Source organism: Ligilactobacillus animalis KCTC 3501 = DSM 20602, assembly GCF_001434535.1.
GTDB classification, from domain to species: Bacteria; Bacillota; Bacilli; order Lactobacillales; family Lactobacillaceae; genus Ligilactobacillus; species Ligilactobacillus animalis.
On sequence record NZ_AYYW01000018.1, the window covers coordinates 1 to 14624 of the forward strand.

At 41.6% G+C, this 14624-nt stretch carries 16 protein-coding genes and 1 pseudogene; 10 read left to right on the forward strand and 7 right to left on the reverse strand.

Annotated elements, in window-relative coordinates; translation table 11 throughout:
• From FC30_RS03485 to FC30_RS09655, 3 genes are all read left to right on the forward strand, one after another.
• A partial coding sequence (locus tag FC30_RS03485) for a Rib/alpha-like domain-containing protein (RefSeq protein ID WP_156400130.1) occupies nucleotides 1-579 on the forward strand: 579 nt, incomplete at its 5' end.
• Nucleotides 580-1172: 593 nt separating this feature from the next.
• Nucleotides 1173-2225 carry a Rib/alpha-like domain-containing protein gene (locus tag FC30_RS09740; protein ID WP_010690179.1) on the forward strand — a complete coding sequence of 351 codons (1053 nt, stop codon included), beginning with the start codon at nucleotides 1173-1175 and terminating at the stop codon, nucleotides 2223-2225.
• Entirely contained in the window at nucleotides 2155-2535 is a 381-nt protein-coding gene (locus FC30_RS09655; protein ID WP_081451899.1) for a Rib/alpha-like domain-containing protein, read from the forward strand. The genes FC30_RS09740 and FC30_RS09655 overlap by 71 nt, the downstream gene beginning before the upstream one ends.
• Nucleotides 2536-2660: 125 nt before the next feature.
• Here the strand turns inward: FC30_RS09655 and FC30_RS03500 are convergent, their stop codons facing one another.
• From FC30_RS03500 to FC30_RS03510, 3 genes are all read right to left on the reverse strand, one after another.
• Entirely contained in the window at nucleotides 2661-3134 is a 474-nt protein-coding gene (locus FC30_RS03500) for a universal stress protein (protein WP_010690182.1), read from the reverse strand.
• A 72-nt stretch (nucleotides 3135-3206) separates the two neighbouring features.
• Nucleotides 3207-4094: a CPBP family intramembrane glutamic endopeptidase gene (locus FC30_RS03505; RefSeq protein WP_010690183.1), complete on the reverse strand. Its 888-nt coding sequence runs from the start codon at nucleotides 4092-4094 to the stop codon at nucleotides 3207-3209.
• A 57-nt stretch (nucleotides 4095-4151) separates the two neighbouring features.
• Nucleotides 4152-4898, reverse strand: a complete 747-nt coding sequence (locus FC30_RS03510) for a deoxynucleoside kinase (protein WP_010690184.1) — start codon at nucleotides 4896-4898, stop codon at nucleotides 4152-4154.
• 230 nt (nucleotides 4899-5128) lie between these two features.
• On the opposite strand from FC30_RS03510, the gene FC30_RS03515 reads away from it, so the two are divergent.
• From FC30_RS03515 to FC30_RS03530, 4 genes are all read left to right on the forward strand, one after another.
• Nucleotides 5129-5605, forward strand: a complete 477-nt coding sequence (locus FC30_RS03515; RefSeq protein ID WP_010690185.1) for a nucleoside 2-deoxyribosyltransferase — start codon at nucleotides 5129-5131, stop codon at nucleotides 5603-5605.
• 154 nt (nucleotides 5606-5759) lie between these two features.
• Nucleotides 5760-5987, forward strand: coding sequence for a hypothetical protein (locus FC30_RS03520; RefSeq protein ID WP_004051003.1), 228 nt, complete (start codon nucleotides 5760-5762; stop codon nucleotides 5985-5987).
• Nucleotides 5988-6144: 157 nt separating this feature from the next.
• The gene (locus FC30_RS03525; protein ID WP_010690186.1) at nucleotides 6145-8307 is read left to right on the forward strand and encodes an ATP-dependent Clp protease ATP-binding subunit; all 2163 of its coding nucleotides are present in this window, start codon (nucleotides 6145-6147) and stop codon (nucleotides 8305-8307) included.
• A gap of 105 nt (nucleotides 8308-8412) precedes the next feature.
• The gene (locus FC30_RS03530) at nucleotides 8413-8961 is read left to right on the forward strand and encodes a 5-formyltetrahydrofolate cyclo-ligase (RefSeq protein WP_010690187.1); all 549 of its coding nucleotides are present in this window, start codon (nucleotides 8413-8415) and stop codon (nucleotides 8959-8961) included.
• A 66-nt stretch (nucleotides 8962-9027) separates the two neighbouring features.
• On the opposite strand, the gene FC30_RS03535 is transcribed toward FC30_RS03530, so the two are convergent.
• Nucleotides 9028-10473 carry an amino acid ABC transporter substrate-binding protein/permease gene (locus FC30_RS03535; protein ID WP_010690190.1) on the reverse strand — a complete coding sequence of 482 codons (1446 nt, stop codon included), beginning with the start codon at nucleotides 10471-10473 and terminating at the stop codon, nucleotides 9028-9030.
• Nucleotides 10474-10647: 174 nt separating this feature from the next.
• Here FC30_RS03535 and FC30_RS03540 point away from each other — a divergent pair, with 174 nt between their 5' ends.
• Nucleotides 10648-11403 (forward strand): flavodoxin family protein, encoded by a 756-nt coding sequence (locus tag FC30_RS03540; RefSeq protein ID WP_029507367.1) that lies wholly within the window; start codon nucleotides 10648-10650, stop codon nucleotides 11401-11403.
• Nucleotides 11404-11520: 117 nt separating this feature from the next.
• On the opposite strand, the gene FC30_RS03545 is transcribed toward FC30_RS03540, so the two are convergent.
• Together FC30_RS03545 and FC30_RS03550 are read right to left on the reverse strand one after the other, a co-directional pair.
• Nucleotides 11521-12543 (reverse strand): branched-chain amino acid aminotransferase, encoded by a 1023-nt coding sequence (locus tag FC30_RS03545; protein ID WP_010690195.1) that lies wholly within the window; start codon nucleotides 12541-12543, stop codon nucleotides 11521-11523.
• A 94-nt stretch (nucleotides 12544-12637) separates the two neighbouring features.
• Nucleotides 12638-12847, reverse strand: a complete 210-nt coding sequence (locus FC30_RS03550; RefSeq protein ID WP_010690197.1) for a type 2 periplasmic-binding domain-containing protein — start codon at nucleotides 12845-12847, stop codon at nucleotides 12638-12640.
• Between the two features lie 116 nt (nucleotides 12848-12963).
• Here FC30_RS03550 and FC30_RS03555 point away from each other — a divergent pair.
• Nucleotides 12964-13269 (forward strand): annotated as a pseudogene (locus FC30_RS03555) (carboxymuconolactone decarboxylase family protein); the annotation flags it as partial.
• 67 nt (nucleotides 13270-13336) lie between these two features.
• On the opposite strand, the gene FC30_RS03560 reads toward FC30_RS03555, so the two are convergent.
• On the reverse strand, nucleotides 13337-13585 hold the full coding sequence (locus FC30_RS03560; RefSeq protein WP_010690200.1) for a hypothetical protein: 249 nt from the start codon (nucleotides 13583-13585) through the stop codon (nucleotides 13337-13339).
• An 88-nt stretch (nucleotides 13586-13673) separates the two neighbouring features.
• Here FC30_RS03560 and FC30_RS03565 point away from each other — a divergent pair, with 88 nt between their 5' ends.
• Complete coding sequence (locus tag FC30_RS03565) at nucleotides 13674-14441, forward strand: epoxyqueuosine reductase QueH (protein ID WP_004050993.1); 768 nt, start codon at nucleotides 13674-13676, stop codon at nucleotides 14439-14441.
• Nucleotides 14442-14624: the final 183 nt, after the last annotated feature.

Genomic DNA, 14624 nt, shown 5'->3' on the forward strand with positions numbered 1-14624 from the left:
TGGAAAGAACCGATCGATACAACAACACCAGGTGAAAAAGAAGGTACGATCGTAGTGATCTACCCAGATGGCTCACGTGAAGAGATCAAGGTCGTTGTCAATGTAGTTGATGATCGCAAAGATGCAGACAAGTACGAACCAACAACTAAACCAATTGAGGTCGTTGAAGGTCAAGTGCCAGATGCTAAAGATACGATCACTAACTTAGATGAACTTCCAGAAGGCACAACGGTCGAATGGATCGTAGCACCAAATACTGCGAACCCAGGGACAGTCAATGGTTTAGTCAAGGTAACTTACCCAGACGGATCATTTGATATCGTTGAAGTTGAAGTTGTAGTTAAAGCTAAGGCTTCAAACGGCGATAAACAAGATGTTGCCGGAGCTAAGGAAGAAACCGTAGCTCAACCAAAACCAACGAATGTTTCTAAACCAGCTGAAAACAAGCAACAACAAGAGTTACCACAAACAGGTGATGCAGATACCCAAGCTGCTTCAGTTGCCGGTTTACTCATGACAGCTTTAGCCGGACTCTTTGGTCTAGGTGCCGTAGCTGACAAGAAGAAACGCAAAAACTAATTAGGTAATTATTTATCTAAATGAATAGTTTGAGGCCTCCACCCAAATCAAAATTGGGTGGAGGCCTTTTTGTGTACAAAAAAAGCAGTCAAGAATAGACTGAGTACCGCAAATACTCGTCAATCTGACTGCCGTAGAGGATAGTGTTCAAGAACTTCTGTGGAAAATGCGCAAACCCAAGCACAACCAATCGAAGTCGTAGCTAAAGAAGCTACTGTAAATAACACTAACGACGAGATTATAACATATTGTTTTATTAGGGGCAAATTACTTTATTTATTGTTAATATTAGTAAATTTAACTTTTTAAAGTGTGAAAGAACTTATTATTCAATATTTTTATCTAATTTTAAAATTATAAAAAACGTAATGTTATTATTTGGCTTTTGTGATAAAATCTTGATTTTAAAGAGTTTTAAAGTTTAAGATTTTAAATATACGAGTAATATCATTTGAGTTTTTTATATAAAAAGTTAATATTGTGTTACGGAATGTAAATGTTTGCAAGGATTTAATATTCTTGTAAATGGTCAAATAGAGATGGAGGTTTTGATATGCTCTCAAAAAACAATTAAGAAGCAACAATCTCAAAAGATGGAACCAAAACATCAACGATTTACGATCAAAAAGTTTAGTGTTGGGGTAGCTTCTGTTTTGATCGGGACGACATTTGCAGTTCATCGAACTAATAGCGTTTTGGCCGATCAGACAAACACTGAGCCTGGAACTGAAATGGTCGAAACAGCGGCCGAAGATCCAGGTGATACCTTAGCAGCTACCGAAGAGGCAAATAATGAAAATGGAGCTCCAGTTGAGGATGCCACTACCAATGAAACACCTCAAGCTGAAACTCCAATGACAGAAGTGCCAGTGCCGACTGTAACGCCAGAAGCTGATTGCTTGCATACTGGCTGGAGTCCAGAATTAGCCGAGACTGTTACAGATGCAGCTAATTATGTGGCCCAATACAAGATCAAAGACAATGTTCAATATGTTGTTGAAGGTGGTACCATCAACAAGGCCTTTGGTGATCCAACGACAGCTGATGAAGTGATCGGTGCCGTGATCACAGGTTACCCAGCAGATCAAACGCCACAGCCAACGATCACCGTGGACGATCCATCTAAATTGCCAAATGGTACCGAAGCTGGTGAATTTGATATCCCTGTAACGGTGACCTATCCAGATGGTTCGACCGGTAACGGTACAGTTAAGGTAACTGTGCTAGACAAGATCATCGATCGGACAAATGATCCGGATGCTCCAACGCCAGCGGGTTATGTCAGAGTGACCTTTGCTGATGGTGCAAACGGTAAATTTGCTGATGGTGCAAGCTACATCTTTGATGTTCGTGAAGGCACGCCAGCAAGTGAAGTCACCGTTCCAACGATCGAACCAGCAGAAGGTTACGTTCAAGATGGTTGGGCTCCAGTCTTGCCAGATACCTTTACTACAGGTGGAACTTTCGTAGCTCAATACAAAGTTGCAGCAACGGATGCTGATAAGTATGACCCAACTGGTAAAGACATCACAACGCCAGTAGGTAGTACCCCAGCAGCCGAAGACGGTATCGGTAATGTACCAGAACTTCCACCAGGTACAAAAATTCGAATGGAAGACTCCAGTCGATACAACGACACCAGGTGATAAGGAAGGCACGATCATCGTGACCTACCCAGATGGCTCTGTTGACATCGTTGAAACAACGATCACTGTCAAAGCCAAAGCAACTGCTGATGGACAAACGCCAGGTACTCCAAGTCAAAAACCGGAGGCACCAGCTACGACCTCAACAACTAACAAGCAAACACCACCAAGTGCAGCTAAGACTGAGTTACCACAAACGGGTGATTCAGACGATCAAAAGGCTAAAGCCCTTGGAGCAGCTTTAGCTGGCTTGGCAGGACTTGCAGGTTTAGGTGCTTTGAAGAGCAAGAAGAAACGTGAAGAAGAATAAGCGTTGATCCGTTAGCTGAGACTTACTCAGCCTAAAAGAGGCAGGCTATTTCAAGTAATTGAAATATACCTGCCTCTTTTGTGTGCAAAAAATAAGACCTTGAGTCGTTTCAAGGCCTTAGATCATTATTTCAAATTTTCCTCAGTGGAGCGAGCCACTAACACATCACATTTAGCTGTTCGAGTCACATGCGAAGCAACAGAACCAGTTACGATGCGGTGTAAGAAACTCTTACCGGTCGAACCAACGATGATCATGTCAATGTTGTATTCGGATTGGAAATCTTCGGTGATCACGATCTTGGGATTACCAAAACGAATGTGGACATTGATCTGATCGGTCTTAAAACCATGCTTTTCAATGAGTTCTTCACGTAATTTGAGCAAATATGCTTCGTTTTCTTGTTCGATCCGATAGATCTGTTCCCCATCTAAAGCGATCCCGGCGCCACCGTATTCGAGTGAATTGAGGTCCAAGACACGTAAAATATCTAAATGAGCCTCATTTCTTTTAGTTACATCGATCGCAGTTTCTAACGCTATATCAGAACCCTTAGAACCATCGATCGCTACTAATACACGTTTATAATTAAGTGCCATCATGCATCACCTTACCTTTATCTCTTTATTTAATGATACTCCCTTGGCTTAAAAATCTGCAAGCGATATCCCTTACTTGAGTGGGGTCAATCCACTGATCATTTCCCACAGACAGATAGCGAGCAAAAGGCAGAAGGGTGAGTTGAAAATAGCGGCTTTTATGACGGTGAGATCGACTGGGGCGAGTAGTTTGTGTTGGCGCATTTTAAACTTACGCCAGAGGTAATAGAGCCCTAATAGCGCCAGTCCGCCCATAATGATGATGTTTATGACTGTAGCTATATTTTCCGGGAAAAGTCCCAAAAAGCGGTCCATCACGTCAGCTAAGATCATATTATTGAAGATGTGGACGTAGATCGCATATTTCAAACCGTATACAACAGCGACATACCCTAAAAGGATACCTAAAATGAAGGCGAAAGGTGTCTGGACGATATTGCCATGGTAGATGCCAAATAAAAAGGCTGAAAAAATAATTGCAAAACGGGTGCTATAGCGTTTGAAGTTTTGCAGGAGAAAACCACGAAATAAGATCTCTTCTCCAAACGGGGCTAGAAATGACCCATAGATAAACATCGAGAGCGTTTCAGTAGCTCCAGTGGCACTTTCTTCTTGGCTTTGAGCACTCAGATGAAAGAAGTTTAAGAGCATCTCGATCAAGGCACTGTTGTAGCTGAAAATGATCTGTGTCAGCCCTAAAAAGCAGACCCATTGAAAAAATTCTTGCGCAGTTGGTTTGCGATAAACATCAAACAGGTGGCGTTGGGTCCTTTTATTTGTAGCGGCAAAAATAATGAACAATTCAGCAGCAACGGCAAAAAAGTACGGGATGCCAGTTTCATCGGGATTTTCTGGATTTAAGATGATAAGCGCTTCTAAAATAGCAATGTTAAATGCTATTAGGCAGGTAAGACCGACCCAAAGTGTTTTTCTGAGATCTTTACGTTCAGTTTTTTCCATATAACAAAACCTTTTTCCATAAAAAATAGAGCTAAGAAAGTGCTCTCAGCTCTATTATTACCCAACTTCATTTAATAATTCAAGATGTTGTTTCTTTAGTTCATCAAGTTGTTCTTTACTGATCTTGTTTAGTTCGTAAAGCTTTTCTTCAACTTGTTCTAAGACGGCGATCCGATCAGCCACACTGCCAACAAAATCGTATTTGTCGCCATCGATGATCAAAAGGGGCGAAGAATCGTATTCTTCCATCCAAACAGCGTAATGACGTAAAAGACGTTGGTAGTATTCGACTAAGGAAGGATCACGTTCGACTAATTCGTAATCACGGCCGCGTTTTTCGATCCGTTTTAACATCGTATCATAGGACACTTTGATCGTGATCATCAAATCGGGTGACTTCTTATGGGAAGCAAATGGAAGTTCTTCCATCATGTTTGAAAGTAAGCTCTTGTAGATATCGTATTCGACTTCGGTTGCGTTGCCCATTTCGGTGTTCATCTTCATGAAGATCTCATCTTCGTAGATCGAGCGGTCCAAGATATTGTTGTCTTCTTGCATAGCAGCCTTGATCATCGCAAAACGGCGGTTTAAGAAGAATGTTTGTAAGAGGTAGGCATATGGGTTAGTGGCATCTTTATCGCCCGCAGCGCGCTTTTTAGCGGCGATCTCGTTACCTTTGTAGAAGATAGGTAAGACGGGATTGTCTTTGACCGGTTCATAATATGCTTTGGTGCCTAATTCTTGCGCCAAAATTTCGGTTAAACTCGACTTCCCAGAGCCGATGATTCCTGATAGTGTGATCAAAATGATTGAAGCATCCTTTCCTAATAATGTCTGGTTAGTGTTAAATTATTTAAGTACCTCTACAATCATACTCGGAAATCGATCAAAAATAAAGCTTATCTTGTGTTTTTTTAAAATTAACCACAACATGTTGTAGGAATGGAGACGCGTATCGTTTTAACAGTAATAACTTGCTTTTACTGATTTTGGTCACGTATACTGAAAATATACTTACTTTAGGAGGCCACAAAATGAAATCTGTATATCTTGCATCACCATTTTTTAGTCCAGCCCAAAAAGAACGGATCGCTAAAGTCAAAGAAGCATTGAGCAATAATAAAACGATCGATGCTCAAAATATTTTTATTCCCCATGAACATGAATATAAAGCAGCTGAATTTGGAAGCTTTGAGTGGCAAAAAGCTACTTTTGGCCTTGATACTAACCAGATCGATGCTAGCGATGTAGTCGTAGCGATCGTGGACTACAAATTAGAAGAGACCAAAGAAAACGAACCAGACTCAGGAACAGCCTTTGAGATCGGTTATGCTTATGCCACCAAGACGCCAGTGATCGTTGTGCAATTTGATCCTGAAAAAGAAGTCAACTTGATGATCGCCCAAGGCTTGACCGCATATTTTGATGTTACAAAAGAAGGTTTGGAAGCGTTGGAAGAATATGATTTTGACGAATTGATGCCAAAATTCTGCCCACGCCCTGTGATTTAAATAAATTTTGCTAACTCCTACTACGTGTAGGGGTTATTTTTTAGCTTATTACTTAAAAAAAATAAAGTTTAAAAAAACATTTCACATTTGTGGTATTTTACACTTGTGAAGTATCACAAATGTGGTATAATTATTTTTGTGGAGGTGAGAACCAATGGAGATCGACATCAAAGGTTACCTACGTGAAAAGGAATTGACCATTTATGAGGTATCCAAGAGGTCGGGTTATGGTTATACGACCCTTCATAAATCGTTCAACAAGCAACAAACTCGGGCAACTTCCTTGAATTTGCGTGATCTTGATGCCTTAGCTAGGGCACAACATGCAACGATGTGGCAAGTTTTGCAAGAGCTCGAAGAAAACTATATGAATTGGAAGTAATGTAGTATTACGATTTATGATCTAAAAAGCTCCGGTTGGTCACTTGGGCTTTTTTCTGCAGGCGAGTGTTTTTGTTTGCAATGTAAAATTATAAGTTGTATATTACAAGCGTTATAAATTTAGAAAATTATTTAAGTAAAAAAGCGAGGGATTATTTATGGCTAGATATACAGATCCATTTGGAGACATGGACGACATTTTTAATCAATTATGGGGCAACAACGGCTTAAGCTCAGAAAGCAGTCGTTACATGATCAATGGTCATGAAGTTACACCTGAAGAATTCAGACAATATCGTCAAACAGGTCGCTTGCCAAATCAAGCACAACAACAAGCTGCTGCTCAAGCTCAACAAGCTGCAATGCAACAACAAGCTGGCCAACAAGAAGGTAGTGTTTTGCAAAAGCTTGGTCGCAATTTGACCCAAGATGCACGTGAAGGTAAGTTAGATCCAGTTATCGGACGTAAGAAAGAGATCCAAGAAGCAGCTGAGATCTTGGCTCGTCGGACAAAGAACAACCCTGTTTTAGTTGGGGATGCTGGTGTTGGTAAGACAGCTGTTGTTGAAGGCTTAGCCCAAGCCATCGTGAACGGCGATGTACCAGCTGCGATCAAGAATAAAGAGATCGTAAGTATTGATATCTCTTCACTTGAAGCTGGGACACAATATCGTGGTAGCTTTGAAGAAAACATCCAAAACTTGGTCAACGAAGTCAAAGAAGCTGGCAACATCATCTTGTTCTTTGATGAGATCCATCAAATTTTAGGTGCTGGTTCGACCGGTGGTGACAGTGGCTCGAAAGGTTTAGCTGATATTTTGAAACCTGCATTGTCGCGTGGTGAAATTTCAGTTATCGGTGCAACGACACAAGACGAATATCGTAACACTATTTTGAAGAATGCTGCTTTAGCACGGCGTTTCAATGAAGTTGTCGTTAACGAACCTACACCAGAAGACACCTTCAAGATCTTGGAAGGTATCCGTAAACTTTACGAAGACCACCACAATGTTGTCTTACCAGACGATGTTTTGAAGGCAGCCGTTGACTTATCAGTACAATATATCCCACAACGGACATTACCTGATAAGGCGATCGACTTAGTAGATATGACGGCCGCTCACTTAGCATCACAACACACAGTTACAGATGCTAAGCAGATCGAAGCTGAGATCAAGAAAGCTAAAGATGAACAACAAGCTGCTGCTGATAAAGAAGATTACGAAGAAGCTTTGAATGTTAAAGCTAAGATCGATGAATTAGAAGCAAAATTAAACAGCAATTCAGAAGCACAAAAAGTTACAGCAACCGTTGACGATGTAGCTCAATCCGTAGAACGTTTGACAGGTATTCCTGTATCTAAGATGGGTGCAAGCGACATCGAACGCTTACGCAATATCGAAAGCCGTTTGAAGGGCAAAGTTATCGGTCAAGACGAAGCAGTCGAAGCTGTTTCGCGCGCTATCCGTCGTAACCGTGCTGGCTTTGATGATGGCAACCGTCCAATTGGTTCCTTCTTATTCGTTGGGCCTACAGGTGTTGGTAAGACTGAATTAGCTAAACAATTAGCTTATGACATGTTTGGTAACAAAGATGCGATCATCCGCTTAGATATGTCTGAATACTCAGATCGGACAGCTGTTTCTAAGTTGATCGGGACAACAGCCGGTTATGTTGGTTATGATGACAACAGCAATACTTTGACTGAACGTGTTCGTCGTCAACCATATTCGATCGTCTTGTTAGATGAGATCGAAAAGGCTGATCCACAAGTTATCACCTTGTTATTACAAGTGCTTGATGATGGTCGTTTGACAGATGGTCAAGGTAACACAGTCAACTTCAAGAACACAGTGATCATCGCAACTTCAAACGCTGGCTTTGGTAACGAAGCTTTGACAGGCGATGAAGATAAAGACGAAGAGATCATGAAGAAGTTAGCTCCATACTTCAGACCTGAATTCTTGAACCGTTTCAACGCGGTCATCGAATTCTCACACTTGACCAAGGAAGACTTGCACCACATCGTTGACTTAATGTTAGCTGATGTAAACCACAACTTGGCTAAGAAGGGCTTAGACTTAGAAGTTTCTGAACCAGCTAAGGAATTCTTGATCGAACAAGGCTACGATGAAGCTATGGGTGCTCGTCCATTGCGTCGTGTCATCGAACAACAAATTCGTGATAAAGTAACTGACTTCTACTTGGATAACATTGATGTTAAGCATTTAGAAGCAGATATGAAAGATGGAGTCTTAGTTATCGCAGAACGTAAAGACGATGCTAAGAAAGAAGAACCTGAAACAGAAGCTAAAGACTAAAACTTCTCCTAAACAATGAAATAACACACACGAAGCAATCGTCAGTTCTTGGCGGTTGCTTTTTTTGTAGTGCGTAGCTTATGCTTGAGATGAGGGGGGATACTGATGCAGACTAAAATAGAATTTCGCAAACGACAATTAGAAAAATTAGCCAATAATACGCTCGAAACCAACGCTTCCGGAAGTAAGTTAGCAGAAAAATTATTTATGACAGACATTTGGCAACAAGCGCAGACGATCGGGCTGACGATGGCAGGTAAGATCGAAGTACCGACTGAAGTGATAAGCATTCAGGCTAAACGTGAAGGAAAAAAAGTTTTTTATCCGCGCACGCTGCCTAAGCGCCAGATGGTATTTTTACCAGCAGAGACGGAAAATGATTTTGAAATGAGTAAGTTTGGTGTCTTAGAACCTAAATATGATGCTAAAAAAGTTCAAACTGACATAGATCTTTTGATCGTTCCGGGCATAGCCTATGCTTTGGACAGTAAGATCCGTTTAGGGTTTGGTGGGGGCTACTATGATCGCTATTTGAAGAATTTCCCAGGAAATACTGTATCTTTGGCAGCGCCAGCAATGGCTTATCCAACAGCGCAGTGGCCAGTAGATGAATTTGATGTTCCACTCCAAAACGTGATCACGCTGACAGACTAAAAATTTAGTGCTATAGAAATAGCGCGGGCCCCACTATCATGGTGGAGTCCGCGCTATTTTCAATAATTATTTCATTTTCTTTTGCACGTAATTTGATAACCAAGTCAAAAGTGTGATGATGATCAGGTAGATCAAAGCGATGATCGTCCAAACCTTGAAGCCTTCAAGGTTACGGGCGATGATGATCTTACCCGTCTGAGTCAATTCTAAGATCCCAATGATCGAGAGGATCGAGGTATCTTTTAAGGTAATGATGAACTGGTTAACAAAGGATGGCACCATGATCTTGAGCCCTTGTGGCAAGATAACTTTACGCATGGCGGTACCAAATGGAAGACCTAATGAACGGGCTGCTTCCATTTGACCCTTATCGACCGCTTCGATCCCACCTTTGACGAAGGCCGCGGTGTAGGCACCTTCGTTTAACATCAAGGTGATCACCCCAGCGACAAAGGCCGGGATCTTGACCCCAGTTAGCGATGGGAGCCCGTTATAGATGAACAAGGCCAGCACTAGGAGTGGTAAACCACGGAAAATATAGATAACAGTGGTAGAGAAGCCTTGCGCAAATTTATTTGGCAAGATCCCGAGCAATCCGATGATCACCCCGAAGATCGTCGCACAAATGATCCCAACGACAGTTAAATATAAAGTTTCGCCGAGACCTTTTAACAAGGCTTGGCGATTTTGTTTTAGTAACCCGAAAAATGTTCGTTCACTGTTGCCATCTTTTTTGGCATCTTTTTGTGCAGCAACGGTCTCAGAGCTCAAATAACGGTCCACGATCTTTTTATACTCGCCGTTTTGCTTGATCTTAGCTAGACCAGCGTTGAATTTTTTGAGTAATTCTTGGTTTTGACCTTTCATGACCGCAAACCCGTAGTAACCACCACGTGCAGGTTTAGTCACGATCTTAAGGGCCGTGCCGGTTTTGATCGCATATTGCATAACTGGGACGTCTTCAAAACATGCGACCGAGTTTCCGTTGACGACATCGTTATACATATTGTCAGAGTCGTCAAATGTAACAGTGGTAAAGCCATATTTGTCTTTTAAAGACATGGCATATTCACCAGCAGCCGTACCGGTTTTGATCGCCACGCGTTTACCACGCAACTGTTCGAGCTTAGTGATCTTACTGTCTTTAGCGACTGCCATCACAAAGCCAGTTTTGTAGTATGGATCAGAGAAATCAAATTTTACTTTGCGTTCGTCGGTCATCGCCATCCCCGCCATGATCCCATCTAATTGGCCCGATTGAAGCGATTGGACCGCAGCATTAAAACCAACGGGCTTGATCTCAACTTTGAAATTTTCTTCTTTGGCGATCGCTTTTAACAGATCGATATCGATCCCGACATATTGATTATCTTTATTGGCAAATTCAAATGGTGGATAAGTAACATCTGTCCCGATCTGATAAGTTTTTTCTGCATGAGCTGTGGTGCTAAAGCTAAAGAAAAATAGGCACGCACAGAGTAGACTCACGAGTCCGAATAGCTTTTTAGTCATAAAAATACCCCTTACAATGATATATATATTAATATACCATAATCGGGGTTTTAAAAATGGATAAATTTTTTAATTAATTTAGCGCTAAGCCCAGCTCATAGTCTCGACACTAGACTGTGCTATAATGTAAACGGATGCTTATTGAGTAAAGATGCGATGAAAGAAGGGCATTATGTGAAAATTATTGGAATTGCGGGCTGCTATAAGCGGGATGGAATAACCAAGCAGATGCTAGATCAAGTTTTAGCCAATGTCGGACCCGAAAATGAAGTCGAACAGATCTTTTTATTGGACCATGCGATCTATCCTGGAAGTCCTGACCTAGATAAGCTCGTTGAAAAGTTAAAGCAAGCCGATGTTTGGGTCTTAGCAGCTCCGACATATTGGGGCGCGTTATCGGGTGTGATGAAAAACTTTTTGGATTGCTTACGCCAAGTGACCTTACGTTTTGATAAAAATGGCGATCCGCACCCGATCGAGCCATTTGAACATAAACACTATGTTTTACTGACGAATTGCTATGCTAAAACTTGGGAAAACATGTTCACCGGGACAACCGATGCGGCGTTGCGGACAATGGATAAGGTCATGACGACCCTTGGCTTGATCAAAGCGGGTGAGGCTGTTCAAACTGATACATATTTTCTCACGGCTTTACCGGCTAAAAAACAAGTTGAATTACAACGTTTAGGCCAAAAAGCTGGCACTTTACAGCGAAAGGATGATCAGACTGTGAAACGTTATATCGAGTTATTTTTCATTGTAGCCGCGATGGCTTTTATCACGATGTTGATCCAAACGGGGGTCTTGCATCTATTGGGGCAAACACTGGGATTTTGGAATAATTATATCTCTTTTGTAGTGATCTTTTTTATTCTCTTATCGATCACACTGCATTTCTTCACGGTGGTCAAACATAAGCGCAAATAAGCTATATAGCGAGAAAGTAGCTCTCAAGAAATAACAAGAAAATCACCACGATGCGTTTTTGGCATCATGGTGATTTTTTCGTTATCTATACAGTACTGACCGCTTTTACACTATATTTTAAACTTTAACGATCCAACCTTCAGGCGCTTTTTTGTCGCCAAATTGGATCCCGGTCAATTCATCATAGAGTTTCTTGGTGACTGGACCAACTTCAGTCTCAGAATAAAAGACGTGTAACGTGTCCCCGATCTGGAAACCACCGATCGGAGAGATCACAGCAGCAGTCCCACAGGCACCAGCTTCGACTAAATGATCAAGATCATCTAAGTAAATATCAGTTTCTTCAGTCTCCATCCCCAAGCGCTCTTTGGCGAGATAGAGCAAGGAATATTTGGTGATACTTGGCAAGATCGAAGGGGATTTTGGAGTAACGAACTTGTTGTCGTTAGTGATCCCAAAGAAGTTAGCTGAACCAACTTCTTCGATCTTCTTATGTTCAAGTGGATCTAAATAGATACAGTCCGAAAAGCCCTGTTTTTTAGCTTCAGCCCCAGGTAAAAGACTAGCCGCATAGTTACCGCCAACCTTGCTTTGACCAGTACCTTTATGCGCAGCTCGGTCATAGTTAGCCGCTAAGAAGTTAGTTGGTTGGAGCCCACCTTTAAAGTAGTTACCAACGGGCATGGCAAAGACGGTAAAGATGTATTCAGAAGCGGGATGGACGCCGATATTTGGTCCGACCCCGATGATATTTGGCCGTAAGTAAAGGGTACCACCTGAACCGTATGGAGGAACATAGGCTTCATTTGCCTTTACCACTTGCTTTAGAGCGTCGATGAACATCTCTGTCGGCACTTCTGGCATTAATAAACGTTGGCAGCTACGTTGTAACCGTGCTGCATTTTGATCGGGCCGGAAAAGATTGATACTACCGTCTTTACAGCGATACGCTTTTAGGCCTTCAAATGCAGCTTGGCCATAGTGAAAGACAGGTGAGCCTTCATTGATCGCGATCGTCGCGTCCTCAGTCAAGCCAGCTTTGTGCCACTGGCCATCTTTATAATGTGCTCGATAACGATAGGGTAGCTCCATATAGTCGAACCCTAAATTTTCCCAGTCAAGATCAACTAGATCAGTCATAAAAATTCCTCCTTTGTAGGCTGGTTAGATCGCCTTATATGGATTATAGCACGCTTTAGAGGATTATGAAAAAATAATTAAAACAGCTCGATGATTAAAGCTTATTATTTTTAGCGAATTCGATAAATTCTTGGGCTGCGAGGGATAATTCGGTATTTTTACACCACGCCAAGATGTGTTTACTGTGACGAAGTGGAGTGAAGGGGATAAAGACGAGCTCAGAGGTATCAAACATCTCAAAGGCACTTTTGACACACAATAGGCAAACATCACTTTGTCTTGCCAAAGGTGTAACATTGCCCAAGAGATTGCTAGTCCCCAAAACATTGGCACTGTCGGGGATCGCTTTGAGCCAAGCTTGTAGTTCGCTCTAAAGTTAAATAGTTATATTTAGCTACTTCGAAAGGATAGTTTTTTGCAACCGCTGGCCGAGATAACCGGGGAAATTTTGCACCCAAGTTTGACGAATTGAATGATGATGCTTTGTTTGGTGAAGTTTGTTCACGGGAAGATAAATTATCCGCCCATGACCGTAGTGTGATCACTTTAGCAGCTTTGATCTCAGGGGGAAACTTTGAGCAAGTTAGAGCCCACATGAACATTGGCAAAGCTCATGGGGTCACCAAAAATGAGATGGCTGAGATCACTACCCACCTAGCCTTTTATGTTGGATGGCCGAAAGCTTGGTCAGCCTTTAATATCGCTAAAGAGATTCGGGGCGAATAGAAAAAGCGATCCATCAAATGCGTTTTGGTGGATCGCTTGTTGATTATATAGCGTAGATGCATTACGGTCACTTTTTGTCAGTGGCTTTTTTTTGCTTGCGCCGTTTAGCTAAGAGTTTTTCTAAACGTGGGAGATAGAGCATGAAGATCACACTGATCAACGAGCTTAAAGCGAAAAATAGTAATAAAAATAGTGTCAATAGTAGCATTTTTGAAGCGTTATTCAAGGCACAGACAATGAAGATCCCGCTAACGATCAAGGTGATGACAGTCAGGATAACAGTATAGCGTTGTAGTTTAGCGCGATATTTTTGCATAGGGATCCCTCTTTTCTAAAAAATATTATACACGATAATAGTGTGCTATACTGTAAAATAGAAATTTTATTGAAAGAGGGTCAGGGTTTTGATCGATCTGCAAGATATTTTGGCAAAAATGAACCTAAATCAAAAGATCAACTATGATAAAGTCATGATGAAGATGGTCTCGACATGGCAAAAAGACCAAATTCGTCCCAAAATCTTACTGCACTCCTGTTGTGCGCCATGTAGTACGACGACACTTGAGCGCATGACAGAATTTGCGGATGTGACGATCTATTTTGCTAATTCAAATATTCACCCCCGGGCGGAGTACCAACGGCGTGAATATGTCCAACAAAAATTTATCCATGATTTCAACGAAAAGACCGGTAACAATGTGCAATTTGTGGCCGCTCCGTATAAACCGCAAGAATATTTCCAAGCAGTCCGTGGGTTAGAAAAAGAGCCTGAAGGTGGCGATCGCTGTAAAGCTTGTTTTGACTACCGGTTAGATATGGTAGCTAAAAAAGCAGTCGAACTGGGCTTTGATTATTTTGGGAGCGCGTTGACGATCAGTCCACACAAAAATTCCCAAACGATCAATTCGGTCGGGATCGAGATCCAACGTTTTTACGACGTCAATTACTTGCCAAGTGATTTTAAGAAGGGCAATGGTTACCGCCGTTCAGTTGAGATGTGTAAGGAATATGACATCTACCGTCAATGTTACTGTGGCTGTATCTTTGCGGCAAAACAACAGGGTGTCGATTTATCGCAAACTAGACGGGATGCCCTCGAGTTTATGGAAGGTAAGAATGGGACCGAAGAATTTCCTGAAATCATCTTCCAGATCAATGGTGAAGAAGTATAGAAGAAACGCCTGTGACTTAGTGTCACGGGCGTTCTTAATACTAGTGAGGAATAAAGAATTCATATTATAAAATATTTTCGTCAGTGCTAAGGAGTGGTTAACTGTTACAAAAAAACATAGAATAATGTAGAAAAATGTGTTATAACAAACCATGGAAAGAAGTAAAAATGTGGGTGGTTATTA